Below are 17,650 nucleotides of genomic sequence, written 5' to 3'. Positions count from 1 at the left end.
ATGGGCAAAAAGGCTTATCCAACAAGCAGAGAAAAATATTTGGAGAAAAGAATATTCGTAATAATTACCGAAGATATTAGCTTCTACTGTGCTGAAATTAACTTATTGAGGTTAGTAAGTGTTTCTGTGGCAATTGGCACAATAAGGCTGAACTGAGGATTAGTCTTTAAGAGAGTCAGGCATTTCTCAGAATATATTGCAGCTTCTTCGCCTGAGAAAATAAGAATATAATCGAAGTTGGCGTGAGATGCAAGCAGCACATGCTGATTTGTCTTGTTTTTCACCAATACTACTCCTGGCAGATCATCGAAAAAATACTTAAAACAAGGGAAACAAATCTGCTTTGCTTTTATTTCCTTCACAATTGGTTCAGAAAGGGCAAGTTTGATGCGTAAAGTATTATTTAACAAAAGGCTTATCTGAAACTCGGTTTCTGAGCTCACCAAACCGATGGCCAATTGTTTTGACAAGTGAGTTTCAGAAAGATAATGTTTCTTAGGCTTTGTCATATCTCAGGATTCGATGTGCATAAGCGCCTGTCGGGCTGCATTTTGTTCGGCTTCCTTTTTGCTGTTGCCTGTGCCCATACCAATTATTTTATCAAACACCATAAGGTGTGAAATAAATACAGGATGCTTACCTCCGGGAGAAGTATCTTCACGGCACGAAAAGTTAAGCTCTTTTTTATTTTTCTGGCTCCACTCGATTATTCTGCTTTTGAAATCGATTTCAGTTTCGGCAAGCTTTTTTATGTTGATATGGTAGTTGATAATTCTTTTAAGCACAAAGCGTTTTGTGCGCTTATAACCTTTATCGAGATAAATGGCTCCAATCAGAGCCTCGAGGGCATCGCCAAAAACGGCATTGTGGTTGTCGTTCGAAACTTTTGAAATGATCAGATTGCCAATGCCCATTTTAATTGAAATCCGCTTTAATGTTTCGCGGTTTACTATTTTCGAGCGTAGCTGAGTCAGAAACCCTTCATCCTTTAAAGGAAAACAATTATAAAGATGTTCGGCAATAATGCTATCGAGAATAGCATCGCCGAGAAATTCCAGACGTTCGTTGTTTAATTTTGGGTTGTTATAAACCTTTACCGCTGCCGACTTATGTACTAATGCTAGCTGATACAATTCAGGCTTTCCGGGCTTGAAACCAAGAATTTTTTTGAATTGCGCACGAGTCTTTCGATCGGGGTTAAGGATCTTTTTTTCCGATTTATTAAAAAAAAAAGCGGACAAGGCTAATTGGTGTATTTCTTATAAATAGCAGAAGTGTTGTGTCCACCAAATCCAAAAGTGTTGCAGACAGCCACATTCACTTCGCGTTTTTGAGCTTTTCCAACAGTAAGGTTCAATTTTGAATCAATCGCTGGATCAAGATTCTGAAGGTTGATTGTTGGTGGTATGATTCCGTTTTTAATGGCCAGAATAGAAGCGATAGATTCTACTGCACCTGCTGCACCAAGCAAGTGGCCAGTCTGTGATTTTGTTGCACTGATATTCAGTTTATAGGCATGTTCGCCAAAAACTTTTACAATTGCTTTTGTTTCAGCTATATCACCAAGTGGGGTTGATGTTCCATGCACGTTGATGTAATCTACATCGGTGGTTTTCAGATTGGCATCTTCGAGAGCCCTCCACATTACATTGGTAGCTCCTAAACCTTCCGGATGTGGAGCTGTAAGGTGATAGGCATCGGCGGTAAGGCCTCCACCAACTATTTCGCAATGAATGGTGGCACCACGCTTGATGGCATGCTCATATTCTTCGAGAATCAGCACTCCGGCACCTTCACCCATGACAAATCCGTCGCGCGACACATCAAAAGGACGTGAAGCGGTTTTATACTCATCGTTGTTGGTAGAAAGAGCCTGCATGGCATTAAATCCGCCTAAGCCAGGTTGATTGATCGAAGCCTCTGAACCTCCTGTGATAAACACATCGGCTTTCCCCAGACGGATGTAATTAAAGGCATCGATAATGGCATTGTTGGAAGTAGCACAGGCTGAAACAGTGGCAAAATTGGGGCCTCTGAACCCATATTTCATCGACAATTGCCCTGCGGCAATATCAATAATTAGTTTGGGGATGAAGAAAGGATTAATGCGTGGCATTTCAGGATTTTTGAAATAGCCTTCCATTTCTTCAAAGATGGTGGTAAAACCACCAATACCCGAACCAAAGATCACTCCGGCCCTGTCAAGGTCAAGTGTTTCAAGATTCAGTGCTGAATCCTTCATTGCTTCCTCGGCAGCAACCAGGGCAAACATTACAAAGAGGTCAATTTTCCTGGCTTCTTTACGGTCGAAGTGATCCTGGGGGTCAAAGTTTTTAACCTCACAAGCAAACTTAGTTTTAAAATAGGTCGAATCGAAACGGGTAATTTTATCGGCTCCGCTGGTACCTTTTACAAGGTTTTCCCAGAATTCAGAAACATTGTTTCCAATGGGTGTCAATGCACCTAATCCGGTCACTACTACTCGCTTTAACTCCATAATTTAAACTGGTTAAGTTTCTTGTTCAGCAAAAAGATTTACTTTACGTTTTCTTGAATGTAGTTGATTGCATCACCTACAGTACCAATTTTTTCAGCTTGGTCATCCGGAATTCCAATGTTGAATTCTTTTTCAAACTCCATAATCAGCTCAACTGTATCAAGCGAATCGGCACCCAGGTCGTTAGTAAAACTAGCTTCAGGGGTTACTTCACTTTCGTCAACACCAAGTTTGTCAACGATAATTGCTTTTACTCTGGAAGTAATGTCAGACATAATACTAAATTTAAATTTATACTTTGGTTCAAATTTTAAAGGTGCAAAGAAATGCAATATCTGAAAAAAAACAAACAAAAAACTGGATTTAATATTTTAAAAATGTCTTTTTTTGTATTTGAGCCTAATATTGATCATTGGCTTTTCTGGTATTAAAAAAATTGAATATGAATAAGATAGCAATCTTTGCTTCCGGATCGGGAACCAATGCAGAAAACATTGCACTTCATTTCAGAAATCACCCATCGGTTGTTGTTGATTCTATTTATTGCAACAAGCCAGATGCTTTTGTGTTACAAAGAGCAGAAAGACTAGGTATTCCGGCCTTTTTGTTTCAGCGCGAAAGCTTTTACCAGAGTAGCGATCTTTTGGAAACACTTCAGCAGAGAAAGATTGACTACCTGATTCTTGCAGGCTTTTTATGGCTGATCCCTGCTTACCTGATTCAGGCGTATCCGCAACGAATTATTAACATCCATCCGGCACTTTTACCTAAATATGGTGGCAAGGGCATGTACGGCATGCATGTACATGAGGCCGTTAAAAATTCTGGCGATAAGGAAACTGGTATCAGCATACACTTTGTGAACGAGCATTACGACGAAGGAAACATCATCTTTCAGGCCCGGTGCGCCATATCTCCAACAGATTCACCAGCCGCGATTGCTGAAAAGGTGCATCAACTCGAATATACCTATTTCCCGCAAACAATAGAAAAGGTTATTTTATCAGGTAAGTACCAACATTAGTTTTCTCTAAAATTTATTATCATGAATTTATTCGACAAAAGAAACGTTAACAGACATTGGCGCAACAACCTTATTTTGCTGTTGTGCATTCTTGTTTTGTTTTTTATAGTGCCATCGTTTCAGCTGGCCACAGAAATTCCATTCGTGTTGGCTATTTTGTATTCGCTGTTAGTTTTGAGCAGCACGTTTGCTATCGATTATGTTTCGGCAGTAAAAAAAATCCTGCTCATTATTGGGTTGGTAGTTATTATAACAATTTGGGCAGATGTGCTGACAAACTTGCAAATTATTCGCTCATTGGCTTTAATGTTGCTTATCGTGTTTTTGTTTATCATTACCATTTCCTTAATCATTCACGTTTCGGTAAGTAAGAGGGTAAATACCAACATTATTTTCTCGGCCATAAATGGTTACCTCTTGCTTGGAATTATAAGCAGTCTTGCACTATTGATCATCGATGTTTTTAATTCCAACCCTATTCTTACCAATCTAAGGCCGAATAATCTATCGGATTATGTTTACTTCAGCTTTGTTACCCTTACCACCCTTGGCTATGGAGACATGGCGCCAATCTCGCCCGCAAGCCGGGTGTTGGCTATGATGCTGGCTACCACAGGTCAGCTATACATTGCCATATTGATTGCCATGCTTGTAGGAAAGTATTTAAACGGTAATAACAAGAAAAAAAAGAAGAAGGAATCGAAGTTTTAATAAATCCCTGAAGGGTCTTATCAATTATCTAGAGAAGCGTAAAAATTTCTGAACATCAACCGGTTCTAGTGGTTCTTTAAAAGATTAAGGGTTACTACTTTTACCGAATCGAATGCACTTTTATTCTCCTCTAAAATGGGCTCTACAGGCGGTGCTTCTACTGAAAGTGGATTCACAGGATGACCATTTTTGTAGAACCTGAAGTCGAGGTGAGGGCCGGTTGAAAGACCGGTTGAACCTACATAACCAATTAAATCACCCTGCTTCACATAAATGCCTGCTTTAATACCTTTTGCAAATCCTTTTAAATGTAGGTATGCAGTAGTATACACACTGTTGTGCCTGATTTTTATCGAGTTACCCCCTCCTTTATTGTAGCCATAGTCAGCAGCAATAATTTTACCATCGCCTATGGCATATACAGGCGTTCCAGCCGGTGCGGCATAGTCTACCCCGTGATGAGGACGGTGTATTTTCAATACCGGATGAAGCCGGCTATGTGAAAACCCAGAACTGATGCGTGAAAAACGTAAAGGAGCTTTGAGGAAGGCTTTTCGCAGGCTGTTTCCTTCGAGATCGAAGTAGCTTTCGACCTGGTTCTGAACAAAGGGAACCGCATAAAAATCTTTTTCTGCATGCCTGAAATAGGCCGCATGGATTTTTCCACAACCTAACGAAATGGTATCTACAAACTCCTCATCGCATACAACACTAAAGCTATCTCCCACCTGAAGTCCGAAAAAATCGATGCTCCAGGCATAGATGTCGGAAAGATCGTTAGCCAGCATTGGATTAATATTGGCCGATGTCATCGCATTCCAGAGCGAAGTTTCAATCTTACCGCGATAATGCTGTCTTACCACGTCTACTTTTTTACGGCCATTTGTGGCCCAGACACTGTCGAAAAAGCAAACCATATTATAATCGACCAGTGTATGCTCGTACACAAAATACCGCAAGGTACGAGAGGTGTCTTTATCGAAGAAAAGCACAAACTTGTTTCCTGCGCGTACTTTTCTCAAATCGAAAGTATCGGAAGGAATGGTTAAGAGTGCCTGAAAAGCTCCCTCAGGTAAATTATAGGCTTTAAGCAAATTTCCTAAAGTCTGGTTAGGCTTGATTCTACCCTCCTCTATGTTGAAAGAGTCAAGTGAAATTCCATAAAGTGTAGGAATATCAATTACTACACTATCAGCCGGTTCACTGGCCTTCATTTTGCCAAGTGGAATACGATGGTAGGTGTAATAAATGCCAAATACAATCAGACCTACCAACACCAATAAAACAGGAATAAGAATTAAGACTCTTTTTTTCATGCAACAGTGAATTTTAGCTAAAATGGCTCAGAATTGCCAGCAATACAATAATATTTATTAACCATTTCAGGGTATCAGGTTAAAGTAAAAGCAAGTCATGCCTACTTTACTACAATGTTTATTATTTTGCGCGGAACTACTACCACTTTTACCACCTGCAAACCTTCGAGGTACTTTTGCGATCTCTCGTGTTCGAGTGTGGCTTTTTCAATGTTAGCAGGCAGCTCATCGATCGGAAATTCGAGTTTAAACCGCATTTTACCATTAAACGAAACAGGGTATTCAAAGCTATCTTCTACAAGGTAGGTTTCGTTCACCTCTGGCCATGCAGCAAAAGCGATGCTGTTGGAGTTTCCATAAAGATTCCATAACTCTTCGCTCATATGAGGGGCAAAAGGAGCCAGAATGCGAATAAAACTCTGGGCAGTATCTTTAGTTACCTTTCCTTTCTTAAGAGCCAGGTTGGTAAATATCATAAACTGAGAAATGGCCGTGTTAAATTTTAGTGCTTCAATATCCGATTCAACCTTTTTAATCGATTGATGGAGTGCTTTTAAAACCTCCCTGTCTTCTTCTCCTTCAAACAGATTGTCGAGTTCGGAGAAAAATCTGAATGCACGTTGCAGAAAATTATACACTCCCTTCACACCGGTATCGGTCCAGGGTTTGGTAGCATCGAGGGGGCCCATGAACATTTCGTATAACCGAAGGCTATCGGCACCGTAGCTGGCAACCACGTCGTCTGGATTCACAACATTTTTGAGCGATTTCGACATTTTTGCCACAATCTGATTCAACTCTTCGCCCGTTGATTTATGATAATACAAGCCTTCACGTTCTTCCACCTCATCGGAAGGCACCTTGGAACCTGCAGCAGTTTCGTAGGCAAAAGCCAGAATCATTCCCTGGTTGTAGAGCTTTTGATAAGGTTCGTCTGTTGAAACAATTCCAAGATCGAAAAGTACTTTGTGCCAGAACCGGCTGTATAATAGATGTAGCACAGCATGCTCGGCGCCGCCAATATACAGATCAACCGGCATCCAATAGTTTACAGCCTCCTGCGAAAAAGGTTCCTGGTCGTTCGCTGTATCGATGTAGCGAAGGTAATACCAGCACGATCCGGCCCATTGCGGCATGGTGTTGGTTTCGCGGCGAAACTTACCTTTTTTATCTTCTCCAAACAGCCAGGCTGTTGAATTGGCAAGAGGCGATTCGCCATTGACGCCGGGTTCAAATTTCTCCAGCTCAGGTAAAGTCACAGGCAATTCCGATTCCTCTACCAATTCAATGACACCATCTTCGTAATGTTTCACGGGAAAGGGTTCTCCCCAATAACGCTGACGGCTGAATAACCAATCGCGAATTTTATAATTCACAGCTCCCTTCCCCAATCCACTTTTCTCGAGCCATGCAGTGATGCTTGCAATTCCTTTTTCTTTGCTCAGCCCGTTTATGTTTATTCCTTTCGATGGGTTTGCCGAATTGATGTACAATCCATCTTCGGTCCAGCAGGCTTTACCGGCAAGCACTTTTTCGCGCAACTCGCTGCTGGCCGAGGCTGGATCGAGAATACAAACAACCGGCAGCTTGTAAACTCCCGCAAATTCAAAGTCGCGTGCATCATGAGCTGGCACAGCCATAATGGCTCCTGTGCCATATCCCATCAACACATAATCGGCTACCCATACCTGAATTTTTTGCCCGGTAACCGGATTAATAGCAAAACGTCCTGTAAATACTCCCGTTTTTTCTTTAGCTAATTCGGTTCTGTCCAGATCAGATTTCAGGGAAGCCTGTTGTATGTAATTTTTAACTTTAAGGATTTCGCCGGGCAGGGTAATTTTATCGAGCAATGGATGCTCCGGAGCAATTACCATATAAGTGGCCCCAAAAAGTGTGTCGGGACGGGTAGTATACACTTTGAGTTTTTCCTGCAGCCCTTCAAGTTCAAAATCGACCTCGGCACCAGTGGAACGACCAATCCAATTGCGTTGCATGTCTTTCACACCTTCAGGCCAGTCCAGATTATCGAGTCCTCTTAACAATCTTTCGGCGTAATGTGGTATGCGAAGCATCCATTGTTTGAGGTTTTTGCGCACAACTTCTTTGGTACCACATTTTTCATGCGAGCCATCGTTAAGCACCTCTTCGTTCGCACACACGATTTTGCAAGTATTGCACCACCATACTTGTGCATTGTCGTAGTAGGCCAGCCTTTTCGAATCGGTATAGGTTCTTACAGCAGATGGACCCTGGGCCTTTATTTCTTCTGGCACTGGCAGTTCGCTAATGTGCCTACCTTTCTGAAGGCTGGCATCAAACCAGGTATTGTAAAGACGCATAAAAATCCACTGTGTCCACTTAAAATACTTCGGATCGGTGGTATTGATTTCACGGTCCCAATCATAGGCCAAGCCCAATGCCTTGATTTGCCGGCGGAAATTATCGCAATTGTTGCGGGTAGTAATGGAAGGATGAGTACCGGTTTGAATGGCATATTGCTCAGCGGGAAGCCCAAACGCATCCCAACCCATGGGGTGCAATACATTAAACCCTTTCATACGTTTGTAGCGGCTTACAATGTCTGTGGCTGTATATCCTTCGGGGTGACCCACATGCAAACCACTGCCTGAAGGGTAGGGAAACATATCAAGGGCATAGAATTTCTTCGGATTGGTATAATCGTTATGGGTTTTAAATGTTTTATTCTTTTCCCAGTAATCCTGCCATTTCTTCTCAATTTCGGTAAATCGGTAATCCATGCTCTGTAATATTTATTGGTACCCTTTGCGACCAGGTTTGTTTATTTTAGCCACAAAAGTAAAAAAACTTGTTACAATCGGATAAAAAGAAAACTACCTGCTAAAGGAAAATGAAATGTACTCTTAATGTTTACGGTTGATAAGGTATACACCTGTAAGCACAACAGCCATAAAACTCAGATGTATCCAGGTAATAGTTTCACCATCCATAATACCCCAGATGATTGCAAAAACGGGGATGATATAGGTAACCGACGAGGCAAATACTGCAGAAGTGTAACGTATCAGGCTGTTCATAAACAACATCGCAAAGGCGGTTCCTACAATGCCCAAAACAGCCAGGGCTGCGAAATGATAAGGCCAGCCGGGCGACTGGAGTACAGGCCCAAAATCAGAGACCAGCAGAAAACCAAGGGCAACTGGTCCGACAAAGAAAAAAGACAAGGAAGTAATCTGAACCCCCTTGAGATGAGTGAGGTGAGTTTTCACCACATTGATGTTGATAGCGTATAAACTGGTAGCCAAGACAATAAAAAAAGCATAACTGTTGACGTTTTGTAACGAGACATTGCTTCCGGAAGCAATAAGACCTAAGGCACCCACAAAGCCCAATATAAGTCCAAGAACTTGCATCCATCGGGTTTTGGTTTGGTGAAAAAGCAAACCAACAATAAGCGTAAATACGGGAGTTAGCGAATTCAGCATACCAGCCAAAGCGCTATCGATTCGTGTTTGGGCTTTGGTAAACAGAAAAGCAGGAATAAGACTGCCAAAGAATCCAGCCACCATTAGGTATTTAACATCTTTTCTTCTGAGGGATCGAAGATGAATAATGGAAAGAGGAAGAAGCACCAGCGAGGCCAAAAATATACGAATACCGGCAGCCTGTTCGCTTGAAAAGCTTTTTAAGCCAATTTTCATGAGAATAAACGAACTACCCCAAATAAATGCCAAAAAGAGCAGAATGCTATACTGAAACCAACGTTTACTCCAGATCATGCTTTTTTTTGGTGAAGCTAATCCAGTTTTAGATAATATAAGATTACAAAAGACTAAAAAATTTCCAACTCGAAATAAAATAATGCCTTTAACCCTTTTCCTGAGGAACAAAGCACCTGCAAAACAAAATCGTACACAGTAAAACTCGAAAGTTTGCAAAAAATGCTAAATTTGCGCCCTGTTTTGGCCCCATAGTTCAATGGATAGAATTTCAGATTCCGGTTCTGACGATTTGGGTTCGAATCCCGATGGGGTCACGAAATAAAACTAAAGAGGAATTTGTTTCCTCTTTTTTCGTTTATAATCACCACATCGGGTTCATGAAGCGAAGCGGAACTAATCCCGATGGGGTCACGAAATAAAACTAAAGAGGAATTTGTTTCCTCTTTTTTCGTTTATAATCACCTCATCGGGATCATGCAGCGAAGCGAAACTAATCCCGATGGGGTCACAAAATTAAACTAAAGAGGAATTTGTTTCCTCTTTTTTCGTTTATAATCACCTCATCAGGATCATGCAGCGAAGCGGAACTAATCCCGATGGGGTCACAAAATTAAACTAAAGAGGAAATTTGTTTCCTCTTTTTTCGTTTATAATCACCTCATCGGGATCATGCAGCGAAGCGAAACTAATCCCGATGGGGTCACGAAATAAAACTAAAGAGGAAATTTGTTTCCTCTTTTTTCGTTTATAATCACCTCATCGGGATCATAAAGCGAAGCGGAACTAATCCCGATGGGGTCACAAAATTAAACTAAAGAGGAAATTGTTTCCTCTTTTTTTATGCCTTAATTTACGCGATCGTTTCCATGCTTATGGTAAAAACAATAAAGGTTTACCAATCTTTATCGGCCAGTAACATTGATTCTTCAGAAAGCCTTTTCCCCAAATAACGGTCGATAAAGTAATGCACCAGATAAATGAGCGGCGTAAGCAGAATGGCAATACCAACCTTGTAGATGTATTGCACCAGGCCTACATCAAACACTTGCTTCAGGCTCCAGTTGCCCAACACAAAAAAAGCAATAAACAAAATAAGAAAACTATCGATTAGCTGCGAAACGATTGTAGATCCTGTAGTTCTGAGCCAAAGAAAACGATGCTCTGTAAGACCTCTCAGGTAATGAAATACATACACATCCACAAGCTGGCTCACCAGAAAAGCTGTTACCGAACCAATGACAATTCCAATACCCTGGCTAAATATAACATTGTAAGCCAAATTGATATCAAAATTATTTTCGACCCCATAAGCTAGGTTGGCATCAAGCCAGAATGAAGCGGGAGGTGTTTTTGTACCCAAATAAGTCATAACAGAGGCATAGAGTATAACGCCAGCACTGATAAAGCTGATTCGCCTGACACCCTTTTTACCAAAATATTCGTTTAAAATATCGGAGGTAATAAACACCAGTGGCCAGATGATAACCCCGATGCTCATATTGATTTGCAAGTCTGAATTTTCAGGAAAATTAAACAGGTCGTTTATGCTGAATATCTTCACCCCTATAAACTGGGCCAATATGGCATTACCCAAAAAAAATGCACTCAGGCCTATATAAAGCAAGAATAGTTTTGAAGAAATTGTTTTAGAGGAGCCTGCCATGATGGTTAGTTAAGAATACAATCACATTAACAACGATTCTGTCTGAAAGTTTTACTAAAAATTCAAAGTCAATTTAGCCCATGATCGTTGATTGACAATGGTTATGAAAAAAAATCCTGAAATGCTCCCTTTTAATGAGCAAAGCCATCTATACCAAAACCTATTCGACTTTGGCTTGTTTACCAAATAAAAAACATGGCCAATAAGCCCCGCTTTACCAACAGCTTAATCCTCGAAACATCGCCCTACCTGTTGCAACATGCCCATAACCCGGTGCAATGGAAGTCCTGGGGAGAAGAAGCTCTTCAGCAGGCTAAGCTCGAAAATAAATTACTGGTGATAAGCATAGGCTATTCGGCCTGCCATTGGTGCCATGTGATGGAGCACGAGAGTTTTGAGGACCTTGAAGTGGCTGAACTGATGAATCAATACTTTGTCAGTATCAAGGTTGACCGCGAAGAAAGACCCGATGTAGACAATGTATACATGAATGCCATACACCTGATGGGCCAGCGCGGCGGATGGCCGCTTAATGCAGTGGCATTGCCCGATGGCAGGCCCATATATGCTGCAACCTACCTACCTAAATCACAATGGATTAACCTATTAAGCCAACTGCACGAAATACACACAAATCAACCCGGTCGTCTTGAAGAATATGCCATCAACCTTACGAATGGTTTAGAGGAGCAGAAAAACCAATTAATCCTTTCCTCTGAAAATAAACTAAACCCCGATTTACTAAATGAAATAGTAAGCCAATGGACCCGGTATTTCGATTTTGAATGGGGAGGTCACAAGGGAGCACCTAAATTCGTGTTGCCCAATGCCCTTAGTTTTCTTCTAAAATACAATCTGTTCGTCCAGAACGAACCAATTAAAGCCTACCTCGAAACAAGCCTCGACGCCATTGCAGCAGGAGGGATTTATGATCATCTGGCAGGCGGATTTGCCCGCTATTCGACCGATGCAGAATGGAAAGTACCGCACTTCGAAAAAATGCTTTACGACAATGCCCAATTGATTGCTCTCTATTCCGAAGCCTACCAAATTTACAAAAAGCCGCGTTACAGGCAAGTCGTAAACGAAACCACTCATTTTTTAATAAACGAACTTGCAGCATCAACGGGTGGTTTTTATGCCGCGATTGATGCCGACAGCGAAAACATGGAAGGCCGCTATTATGTCTGGACCTGGCAGGAACTGGAAGCTGCCCTAGGCGAAAAACTTACCAAATTTGCATCGACCTACAAGCTTTCAGAAGAAGGAAACTGGGAGCACGGTTACAACGTTTTGCACACGGAATTAAATGTCGAAACTCAAACTCCCTTCTTAGCTGAATGCTTTGAAATATTGCTCGATGCTCGAAAACATCGGCCCAGACCAGCTACCGACACAAAAGTAATGACAAGTTGGAATGCTTTGCTGGTTTCGTCACTGGCGAAGGCTTACATTGTTTTTCGCGATGATATGTACCTTCATACAAGCCTCAGCCTGGCCGATTTTCTGCTCGAAAATATGACCGCCGATGCAAATGAAGTTTTTCGGATTCGCACTTCAGACAAGCAGATAGCCGGTTTTCTGGACGACTATTCCCTGCTTGCCCAAAGCCTTATCGACCTTTACAGTGCCAGTTTTGAAGAAAAGTATCTATGGCATGCCAGAGGTATAACCGAAAAGATGTGTACATTATTCTTCGACACAGAAACCGGGTTTTTCCGATATGCTGGTCAGCAATCGGAAAGTCTGTTTTCTTCGAACTTTGAAACAAGCGACAATGTGATACCCTCTTCCAATTCGGTGGCCGCCCATGTACTGCATGAGCTTGGGATTTATTTCAATCGACCCGATTGGATTGAGTTAAGTTCCAGGATGCTGGAAAAATTGACAGATAACCTTGCTGCACAAGGTCCATACTATTCGAATTGGGGAATACTGGCCCTTAAAAAACTTTTCAGCTGGCCCGAAGTGATAATTACCGGTCCGGATGCGATTATTCGGGCACAACAATTTGAAGAATTGCAGAACAACATCCTGGTTGCTGCAAGTCAAAAGAATTCGCAGTTACCTATCATGAAGGACCGGTTTGTTGAAGGCAAATCATTGATTTACGTATGCCATCAGCAAAGCTGCCTGCTACCGGTTGAATCGGTGGAAGAAGCCCTCCGTCAACTGAAGCCTTAATCGAGTTTAAGTACGGCAAGGAATGCTTCCTGTGGTACTTCCACATTGCCTACCTGGCGCATACGCTTTTTACCCTTTTTCTGTTTCTCGAGCAGCTTGCGCTTACGGGTAATATCGCCACCATAACATTTTGCAGTAACATCTTTTCTTACAGCTTTCACGGTTTCGCGTGCAATTATTTTGGCCCCAATGGCTGCTTGTATGGCAATATCGAATTGCTGACGTGGAATGAGTTCCTTCAGCTTTTCACAGATTTTCTTTCCAAAGCTGTAGGCATGCCCTTTGTGTATAAGTGCCGAAAGCGCATCGACCATTTCGCCGTTTAAGAGAATATCAAGGCAAACCAGGTCGGCCTCTTTGTAACCGGTAACATGGTAATCGAAAGAAGCATATCCTTTTGAAATACTTTTTAGTTTATCGTAAAAATCGAATACAATTTCAGACAAGGGCATTTCAAAGGTAATCTCTACCCTGTCGGTAGTGAGGTATGATTGATTTTTAAGAATGCCCCTTCGGTCGATACAAAGATTCATGATAGACCCCACGTAATCGGCATGGGTAATAATCTGGGCATAAATATAAGGTTCATCGACCTGCTGTATTTTGGTTACATGGGGCAAGCCGGAAGGATTGTGTACATCAATCCACTCACCGTCTGTTTTTAATACTTTAAAGGAAACGTTGGGTACCGTAGTAATTACATCCATGTTAAACTCGCGATCGAGACGTTCCTGAACAATTTCCATATGCAGGAGACCTAAAAAACCACATCGGAATCCGAAACCCAAGGCTGCGGAACTTTCGGGTTCAAAAACCAGCGAGGCATCGTTGAGCTGAAGTTTTTCCATTGAGGCACGCAGGTCTTCATAGTCGTCGGCATCGACAGGGTAGATTCCGGCAAACACCATGGGCTTCACATCTTCGAAACCCTCAATGGCCTTTAGGCATGGCCTTGCTACATGGGTAATTGTATCGCCCACCTTCACCTCGGGTGATGTTTTGATGCCCGAAATAATGTAGCCCACATCGCCTGCGCTCAGTTGGTTTCTGGCTTCGGGTTTAAGACGCAAAACACCAACCTCATCGGCATAGTATTCTTTTTTTGTGGCATAAAATTTTACCAGGTCGCCCTTTTTAATGGTGCCATTCATTATTTTGAAATAGGCAAAAATGCCCCGGAAGGAATTAAACACTGAATCGAAAATGAGTGCCTCAAGTGGTGCATTCACATCACCTTTTGGAGGAGGTATCAGGTGAATTATTGCGTCGAGAATGGCTTCCACACCAAGTCCTGATTTGCCACTGGCCTCAATAATATCAGTGCGTTCACAACCAATCAGGTCCACAATCTGATCTTTCACTTCTTCGGGCATGGCATTTTGCATGTCCATCTTATTCAACACCGGGATTATGGTTAAGTCGTGTTCCAGGGCCAGGTAAAGGTTAGAAATGGTTTGCGCCTGAATGCCCTGGGTGGCATCTATCACAAGCAAAGCACCCTCGCAGGCAGCAATAGACCGTGAAACTTCGTATGAAAAATCTACGTGACCAGGAGTGTCAATCAGATTGAGCTTATAATCTACACCTTCGAATTTATAATACATCTGTATGGCATGACTTTTAATGGTAATGCCCCGCTCCCGCTCCAAGTCCATATCGTCCAAAACCTGGTCCTTAAAGTCGCGCTCGGAGAGTGTGCCCGTTTTCATTAAAAGTCTGTCGGCCAGCGTACTTTTCCCATGGTCGATGTGGGCAATAATGCAAAAATTACGTATGTTTTCCATCTATCTCTATTTCAATTCCAAATACTTCAAGGGTAAATATTTCTTAAAAAAGAATGTGTTTTTCAGCCAACAAATATACCCAATTAAAGCAAAAAGATTTCGACCTCTATTGAATTTCAGGAAAGCATATCAAAAAGTTGATGAGAATATCAGAAAGGATTTTACCTTATCCATATTTATAGGCACCAATTCTTTCTTTCAATACAGTAAAATCTCACAAAAGCCTTATATTTATAACGTATTAACCAAATAACCAAACGGCATGAACTCAAATACACTGAACGACAAAAAAGTGTTTGATATTAGTCTTAAGTTAATTCTCATTCTAATCATCTCATTTTTATGTGTCAGAATCATCCTTCCCTTTCTTGTTCCCGTATTGTGGGGAGTTATTCTGGCAATCACCTTGTATCCTTTGTATAAAAAGTTCTCAATTGCCATGAAGGGTAATAAAGTCATCCCCAGTCTCATCATCACCCTGGTTTTATTGGCAATTTTAATCCTTCCCTCTTATTGGTTAATCGCATCATTGGCCGAAGAAGGTAAAAACCTGTTCCAGGCTATACGCGACAATACACTTGTAGTAGCACCACCCGAGCAAAAAGTAGCCGATTGGTTTTTAATCGGCGAACCCATTTATAAAGCATGGCAATTGATAGCAGATAACCTCGAGGCCGGCCTCTACACATACCGCGAACCCCTCTTAAAGTTGATTGAAAAATTAGGAAGTTCATTCTTAAATTTCACCTCGTCTATTCTTATGTTTGTTTTATCGCTGATTATTTCCGGAATATTTTTAGCTCATACTGAAAAATCAGAAAAATCGGCTAAAGTATTTGCCAACCACCTGCTTGGTAGTGCAGGAGACGATATATTACAATTGGTTGTGCAAACGATTCGGAATGTGGCAAAAGGTATTTTGGGAGTGGCCGTGATACAATTTATTCTCATGGGAAGCTGCCTGATTATGGCCGATGTACCCCTGGCGGGTTTGTGGGCATTTTTGGTTTTAATACTGGCCATTGTGCAGTTACCACCCACCATCGTTGGAATACCCGTGATAATTTATCTCTATTCGGTAAAGGAACCTTTCCCGGCAACATTGTGGACTATTCTGATTTTGCTGATTTCGCTAAGCGACAATTTTCTGAAGCCATGGTTGATGGGAAAAGGGGCTCCGGTGCCCATGCTGGTTATTTTTCTGGGAGCCATTGGTGGTTTCATGATGATGGGATTTATAGGCTTATTTACCGGAGCAATGATTCTTTCCATAGGCTATAAATTAGCTGGAATGTGGTTGAGCTCAGAAAAAAAAGAGGCTTAGAATCTCTGAATCCTTTTTAGAAACCATAAAGTTTTGATTCATTGTTCATTTTTCAAGGTATCAATGCCTTCGAATTACACTTCAATAAACCTAATGCGTATAAGTCGAATTTCAAACTTCTTTTTGGTCGGACTAACACTTTTCCTGAGTCTAATCAGTAATGAAATGATGTATGCACAAACCCGCATCGAAGTAATAACAAGAACTATCTCATTAAATGAGGCTGTTCAGCTTGCCATGCTGAATAGCCTGGAGCTTAGTATGGTGCGCAAAGACAGTGCCGAGGCTGAGCAAAATATCCTGAATGCCAAAATGGCCCGGGCTCCCTCACTGGGTGCAGGAATGAACTACAACTATATTGGAAATCCGGTGATATACCGCGATTTTTATTCGAATGATACAAATATTAGTTACTACAATCATCAAGGCGGATGGAACATTTCTGCAGGATTTCCAATTTACATGGGGGGATCCATACAAACCCGGATTGAACAGGAAAAAATACAAAGCCAAATCCAGAACGAAATTCTTAAAATGACTGAAGCACAGGTTAAGCTTACTGTTATTAGCCAGTTTTACATCCTTTATAAATTGTACCGCGAAGTTGAAATTATAGAAGAGAACATTAAAAATGTTAAAATCAACATTGCCAAGATAGAGTCGAAGGTTGCGAATGGACAGAACATTATCAGCGATTTGACACGTACCGAACTCCAGCTCTCGAATTTTGAGATTTCTGTTTTTATAGCTTGGAACAACATCGATTTATTAAGCAATTATTTGTGCCTGTTCACCGGAATAGAAAGTTCGACGCGCCTGGTTCCGGCCGATGTAATTGTTCAGATTCCACAAGACACACTCGTATACGAACAGTGCCTTGAAGAAGCCTTTACCAACCGGAATGAAATAAAACAGGCTGAATATCAGAAATACTATTCCGAACTTTCGTTACGAAGGACAAAAAATGCCTTATATCCCCACATTACCGGTAATGCCATTTACAATTCCGAATTACCCGTTCCGGGAACTTTCCCCCCACAATCAGACATTCTCAATTACTGGGCAGTTGGAGTTGGGGTATCGTACAATATTTCGAGCTGGTACGATTTAAACCACCGAATACAGGCCAACAAAATACAAATAGAAAAAGAAACTATCAATATTGATAGGGTCAGGAACACAATCGACCAGGAACTTAAATCAGCCTATGTGCGTTTTATCGAAAGCAAAAAGAACATCGATTCGTATTTGAAGAATGTAGAACTGGCGCAGATAAACTATAAAATTGTTAAAAGCAAATACGACAATGAATTTGCCCCCATTATAGACATGATTGATGCTGAATTGCAACTGAACGAAGCAAATCTTTCTCTCAATAATGCTATAATCGATGCCATTAATCAGTATTACAACCTGCTCTATTCAATGGGCAGACTTAATTAA

14 protein-coding genes and 1 tRNA gene are annotated in these 17,650 nt (G+C 41.4%); 6 read left to right on the top strand and 9 right to left on the bottom strand.

Features of this window, described 5'->3' with window-relative positions:
- Positions 1-83: 83 nt before the first annotated feature.
- From IPM71_09915 to IPM71_09900, 4 genes are all read right to left on the bottom strand, one after another.
- The gene (locus IPM71_09915) at positions 84-509 is read right to left on the bottom strand and encodes a hypothetical protein (GenBank protein QQS49927.1); all 426 of its coding nucleotides are present in this window, start codon (positions 507-509) and stop codon (positions 84-86) included.
- Between the two features lie 3 nt (positions 510-512).
- Entirely contained in the window at positions 513-1,133 is a 621-nt protein-coding gene (gene rnc / locus IPM71_09910) for a ribonuclease III (GenBank protein ID QQS49926.1), read from the bottom strand.
- Between the two features lie 110 nt (positions 1,134-1,243).
- Entirely contained in the window at positions 1,244-2,497 is a 1,254-nt protein-coding gene (fabF, locus tag IPM71_09905; protein ID QQS49925.1) for a beta-ketoacyl-ACP synthase II, read from the bottom strand.
- Between the two features lie 38 nt (positions 2,498-2,535).
- On the bottom strand, positions 2,536-2,772 hold the full coding sequence (locus IPM71_09900; GenBank protein ID QQS49924.1) for an acyl carrier protein: 237 nt from the start codon (positions 2,770-2,772) through the stop codon (positions 2,536-2,538).
- A 167-nt stretch (positions 2,773-2,939) separates the two neighbouring features.
- Here IPM71_09900 and IPM71_09895 point away from each other — a divergent pair, with 167 nt between their 5' ends.
- Positions 2,940-3,521: a phosphoribosylglycinamide formyltransferase gene (locus tag IPM71_09895; protein QQS49923.1), complete on the top strand. Its 582-nt coding sequence runs from the start codon at positions 2,940-2,942 to the stop codon at positions 3,519-3,521.
- 21 nt (positions 3,522-3,542) lie between these two features.
- The gene (locus tag IPM71_09890) at positions 3,543-4,232 is read left to right on the top strand and encodes a hypothetical protein (GenBank protein QQS49922.1); all 690 of its coding nucleotides are present in this window, start codon (positions 3,543-3,545) and stop codon (positions 4,230-4,232) included.
- Between the two features lie 65 nt (positions 4,233-4,297).
- On the opposite strand, the gene IPM71_09885 is transcribed toward IPM71_09890, so the two are convergent.
- From IPM71_09885 to IPM71_09875, 3 genes are all read right to left on the bottom strand, one after another.
- Positions 4,298-5,548, bottom strand: a complete 1,251-nt coding sequence (locus IPM71_09885; GenBank protein QQS49921.1) for a peptidoglycan DD-metalloendopeptidase family protein — start codon at positions 5,546-5,548, stop codon at positions 4,298-4,300.
- 101 nt (positions 5,549-5,649) lie between these two features.
- Positions 5,650-8,310: a leucine--tRNA ligase gene (locus IPM71_09880; GenBank protein ID QQS49920.1), complete on the bottom strand. Its 2,661-nt coding sequence runs from the start codon at positions 8,308-8,310 to the stop codon at positions 5,650-5,652.
- 123 nt (positions 8,311-8,433) lie between these two features.
- Positions 8,434-9,309, bottom strand: coding sequence for an EamA family transporter (locus IPM71_09875; protein ID QQS49919.1), 876 nt, complete (start codon positions 9,307-9,309; stop codon positions 8,434-8,436).
- Between the two features lie 185 nt (positions 9,310-9,494).
- Between IPM71_09875 and IPM71_09870 the strand changes: the two genes are divergently transcribed.
- A tRNA-Arg gene (locus IPM71_09870) sits at positions 9,495-9,566 on the top strand.
- Between the two features lie 578 nt (positions 9,567-10,144).
- On the opposite strand, the gene IPM71_09865 is transcribed toward IPM71_09870, so the two are convergent.
- On the bottom strand, positions 10,145-10,915 hold the full coding sequence (locus IPM71_09865) for a queuosine precursor transporter (protein ID QQS49918.1): 771 nt from the start codon (positions 10,913-10,915) through the stop codon (positions 10,145-10,147).
- Between the two features lie 195 nt (positions 10,916-11,110).
- Here IPM71_09865 and IPM71_09860 point away from each other — a divergent pair, with 195 nt between their 5' ends.
- The gene (locus IPM71_09860; GenBank protein QQS49917.1) at positions 11,111-13,099 is read left to right on the top strand and encodes a thioredoxin domain-containing protein; all 1,989 of its coding nucleotides are present in this window, start codon (positions 11,111-11,113) and stop codon (positions 13,097-13,099) included.
- Here the strand turns inward: IPM71_09860 and lepA are convergent.
- A complete protein-coding gene (gene lepA / locus IPM71_09855) occupies positions 13,096-14,883 on the bottom strand; it encodes an elongation factor 4 (GenBank protein QQS49916.1) in 1,788 nt (595 codons plus the stop codon). The two genes, IPM71_09860 and lepA, sit on opposite strands and share 4 nt — an antisense overlap.
- 262 nt (positions 14,884-15,145) lie before the next feature.
- Here lepA and IPM71_09850 point away from each other — a divergent pair, with 262 nt between their 5' ends.
- A complete protein-coding gene (locus tag IPM71_09850) occupies positions 15,146-16,207 on the top strand; it encodes an AI-2E family transporter (protein ID QQS49915.1) in 1,062 nt (353 codons plus the stop codon).
- Between the two features lie 165 nt (positions 16,208-16,372).
- Complete coding sequence (locus IPM71_09845; GenBank protein QQS49914.1) at positions 16,373-17,650, top strand: TolC family protein; 1,278 nt, start codon at positions 16,373-16,375, stop codon at positions 17,648-17,650.

This window comes from Bacteroidota bacterium, assembly GCA_016699695.1.
Classification (GTDB): Bacteria; Bacteroidota; Bacteroidia; order Bacteroidales; family UBA10428; genus UBA10428.
This window is presented reverse-complemented; position numbering and strand designations above follow the sequence as displayed.

What these genes read in the sequence shown, in the direction of transcription:
- IPM71_09900 (QQS49924.1), bottom strand. Translation starts at nt 2,772, where the DNA reads ATGTCTGACATTACTTCCAGAGTAAAAGCAATTATCGTTGACAAACTT.
- IPM71_09880 (QQS49920.1), bottom strand. Translation starts at nt 8,310, where the DNA reads ATGGATTACCGATTTACCGAAATTGAGAAGAAATGGCAGGATTACTGG.
- IPM71_09885 (QQS49921.1), bottom strand. Translation starts at nt 5,548, where the DNA reads ATGAAAAAAAGAGTCTTAATTCTTATTCCTGTTTTATTGGTGTTGGTA.
- IPM71_09915 (QQS49927.1), bottom strand. Translation starts at nt 509, where the DNA reads ATGACAAAGCCTAAGAAACATTATCTTTCTGAAACTCACTTGTCAAAA.
- IPM71_09890 (QQS49922.1), top strand. Translation starts at nt 3,543, where the DNA reads ATGAATTTATTCGACAAAAGAAACGTTAACAGACATTGGCGCAACAAC.
- IPM71_09865 (QQS49918.1), bottom strand. Translation starts at nt 10,915, where the DNA reads ATGGCAGGCTCCTCTAAAACAATTTCTTCAAAACTATTCTTGCTTTAT.
- IPM71_09860 (QQS49917.1), top strand. Translation starts at nt 11,111, where the DNA reads ATGGCCAATAAGCCCCGCTTTACCAACAGCTTAATCCTCGAAACATCG.
- IPM71_09850 (QQS49915.1), top strand. Translation starts at nt 15,146, where the DNA reads ATGAACTCAAATACACTGAACGACAAAAAAGTGTTTGATATTAGTCTT.
- lepA (QQS49916.1), bottom strand. Translation starts at nt 14,883, where the DNA reads ATGGAAAACATACGTAATTTTTGCATTATTGCCCACATCGACCATGGG.
- IPM71_09845 (QQS49914.1), top strand. Translation starts at nt 16,373, where the DNA reads ATGATGTATGCACAAACCCGCATCGAAGTAATAACAAGAACTATCTCA.
- IPM71_09875 (QQS49919.1), bottom strand. Translation starts at nt 9,309, where the DNA reads ATGATCTGGAGTAAACGTTGGTTTCAGTATAGCATTCTGCTCTTTTTG.
- fabF (QQS49925.1), bottom strand. Translation starts at nt 2,497, where the DNA reads ATGGAGTTAAAGCGAGTAGTAGTGACCGGATTAGGTGCATTGACACCC.
- IPM71_09895 (QQS49923.1), top strand. Translation starts at nt 2,940, where the DNA reads ATGAATAAGATAGCAATCTTTGCTTCCGGATCGGGAACCAATGCAGAA.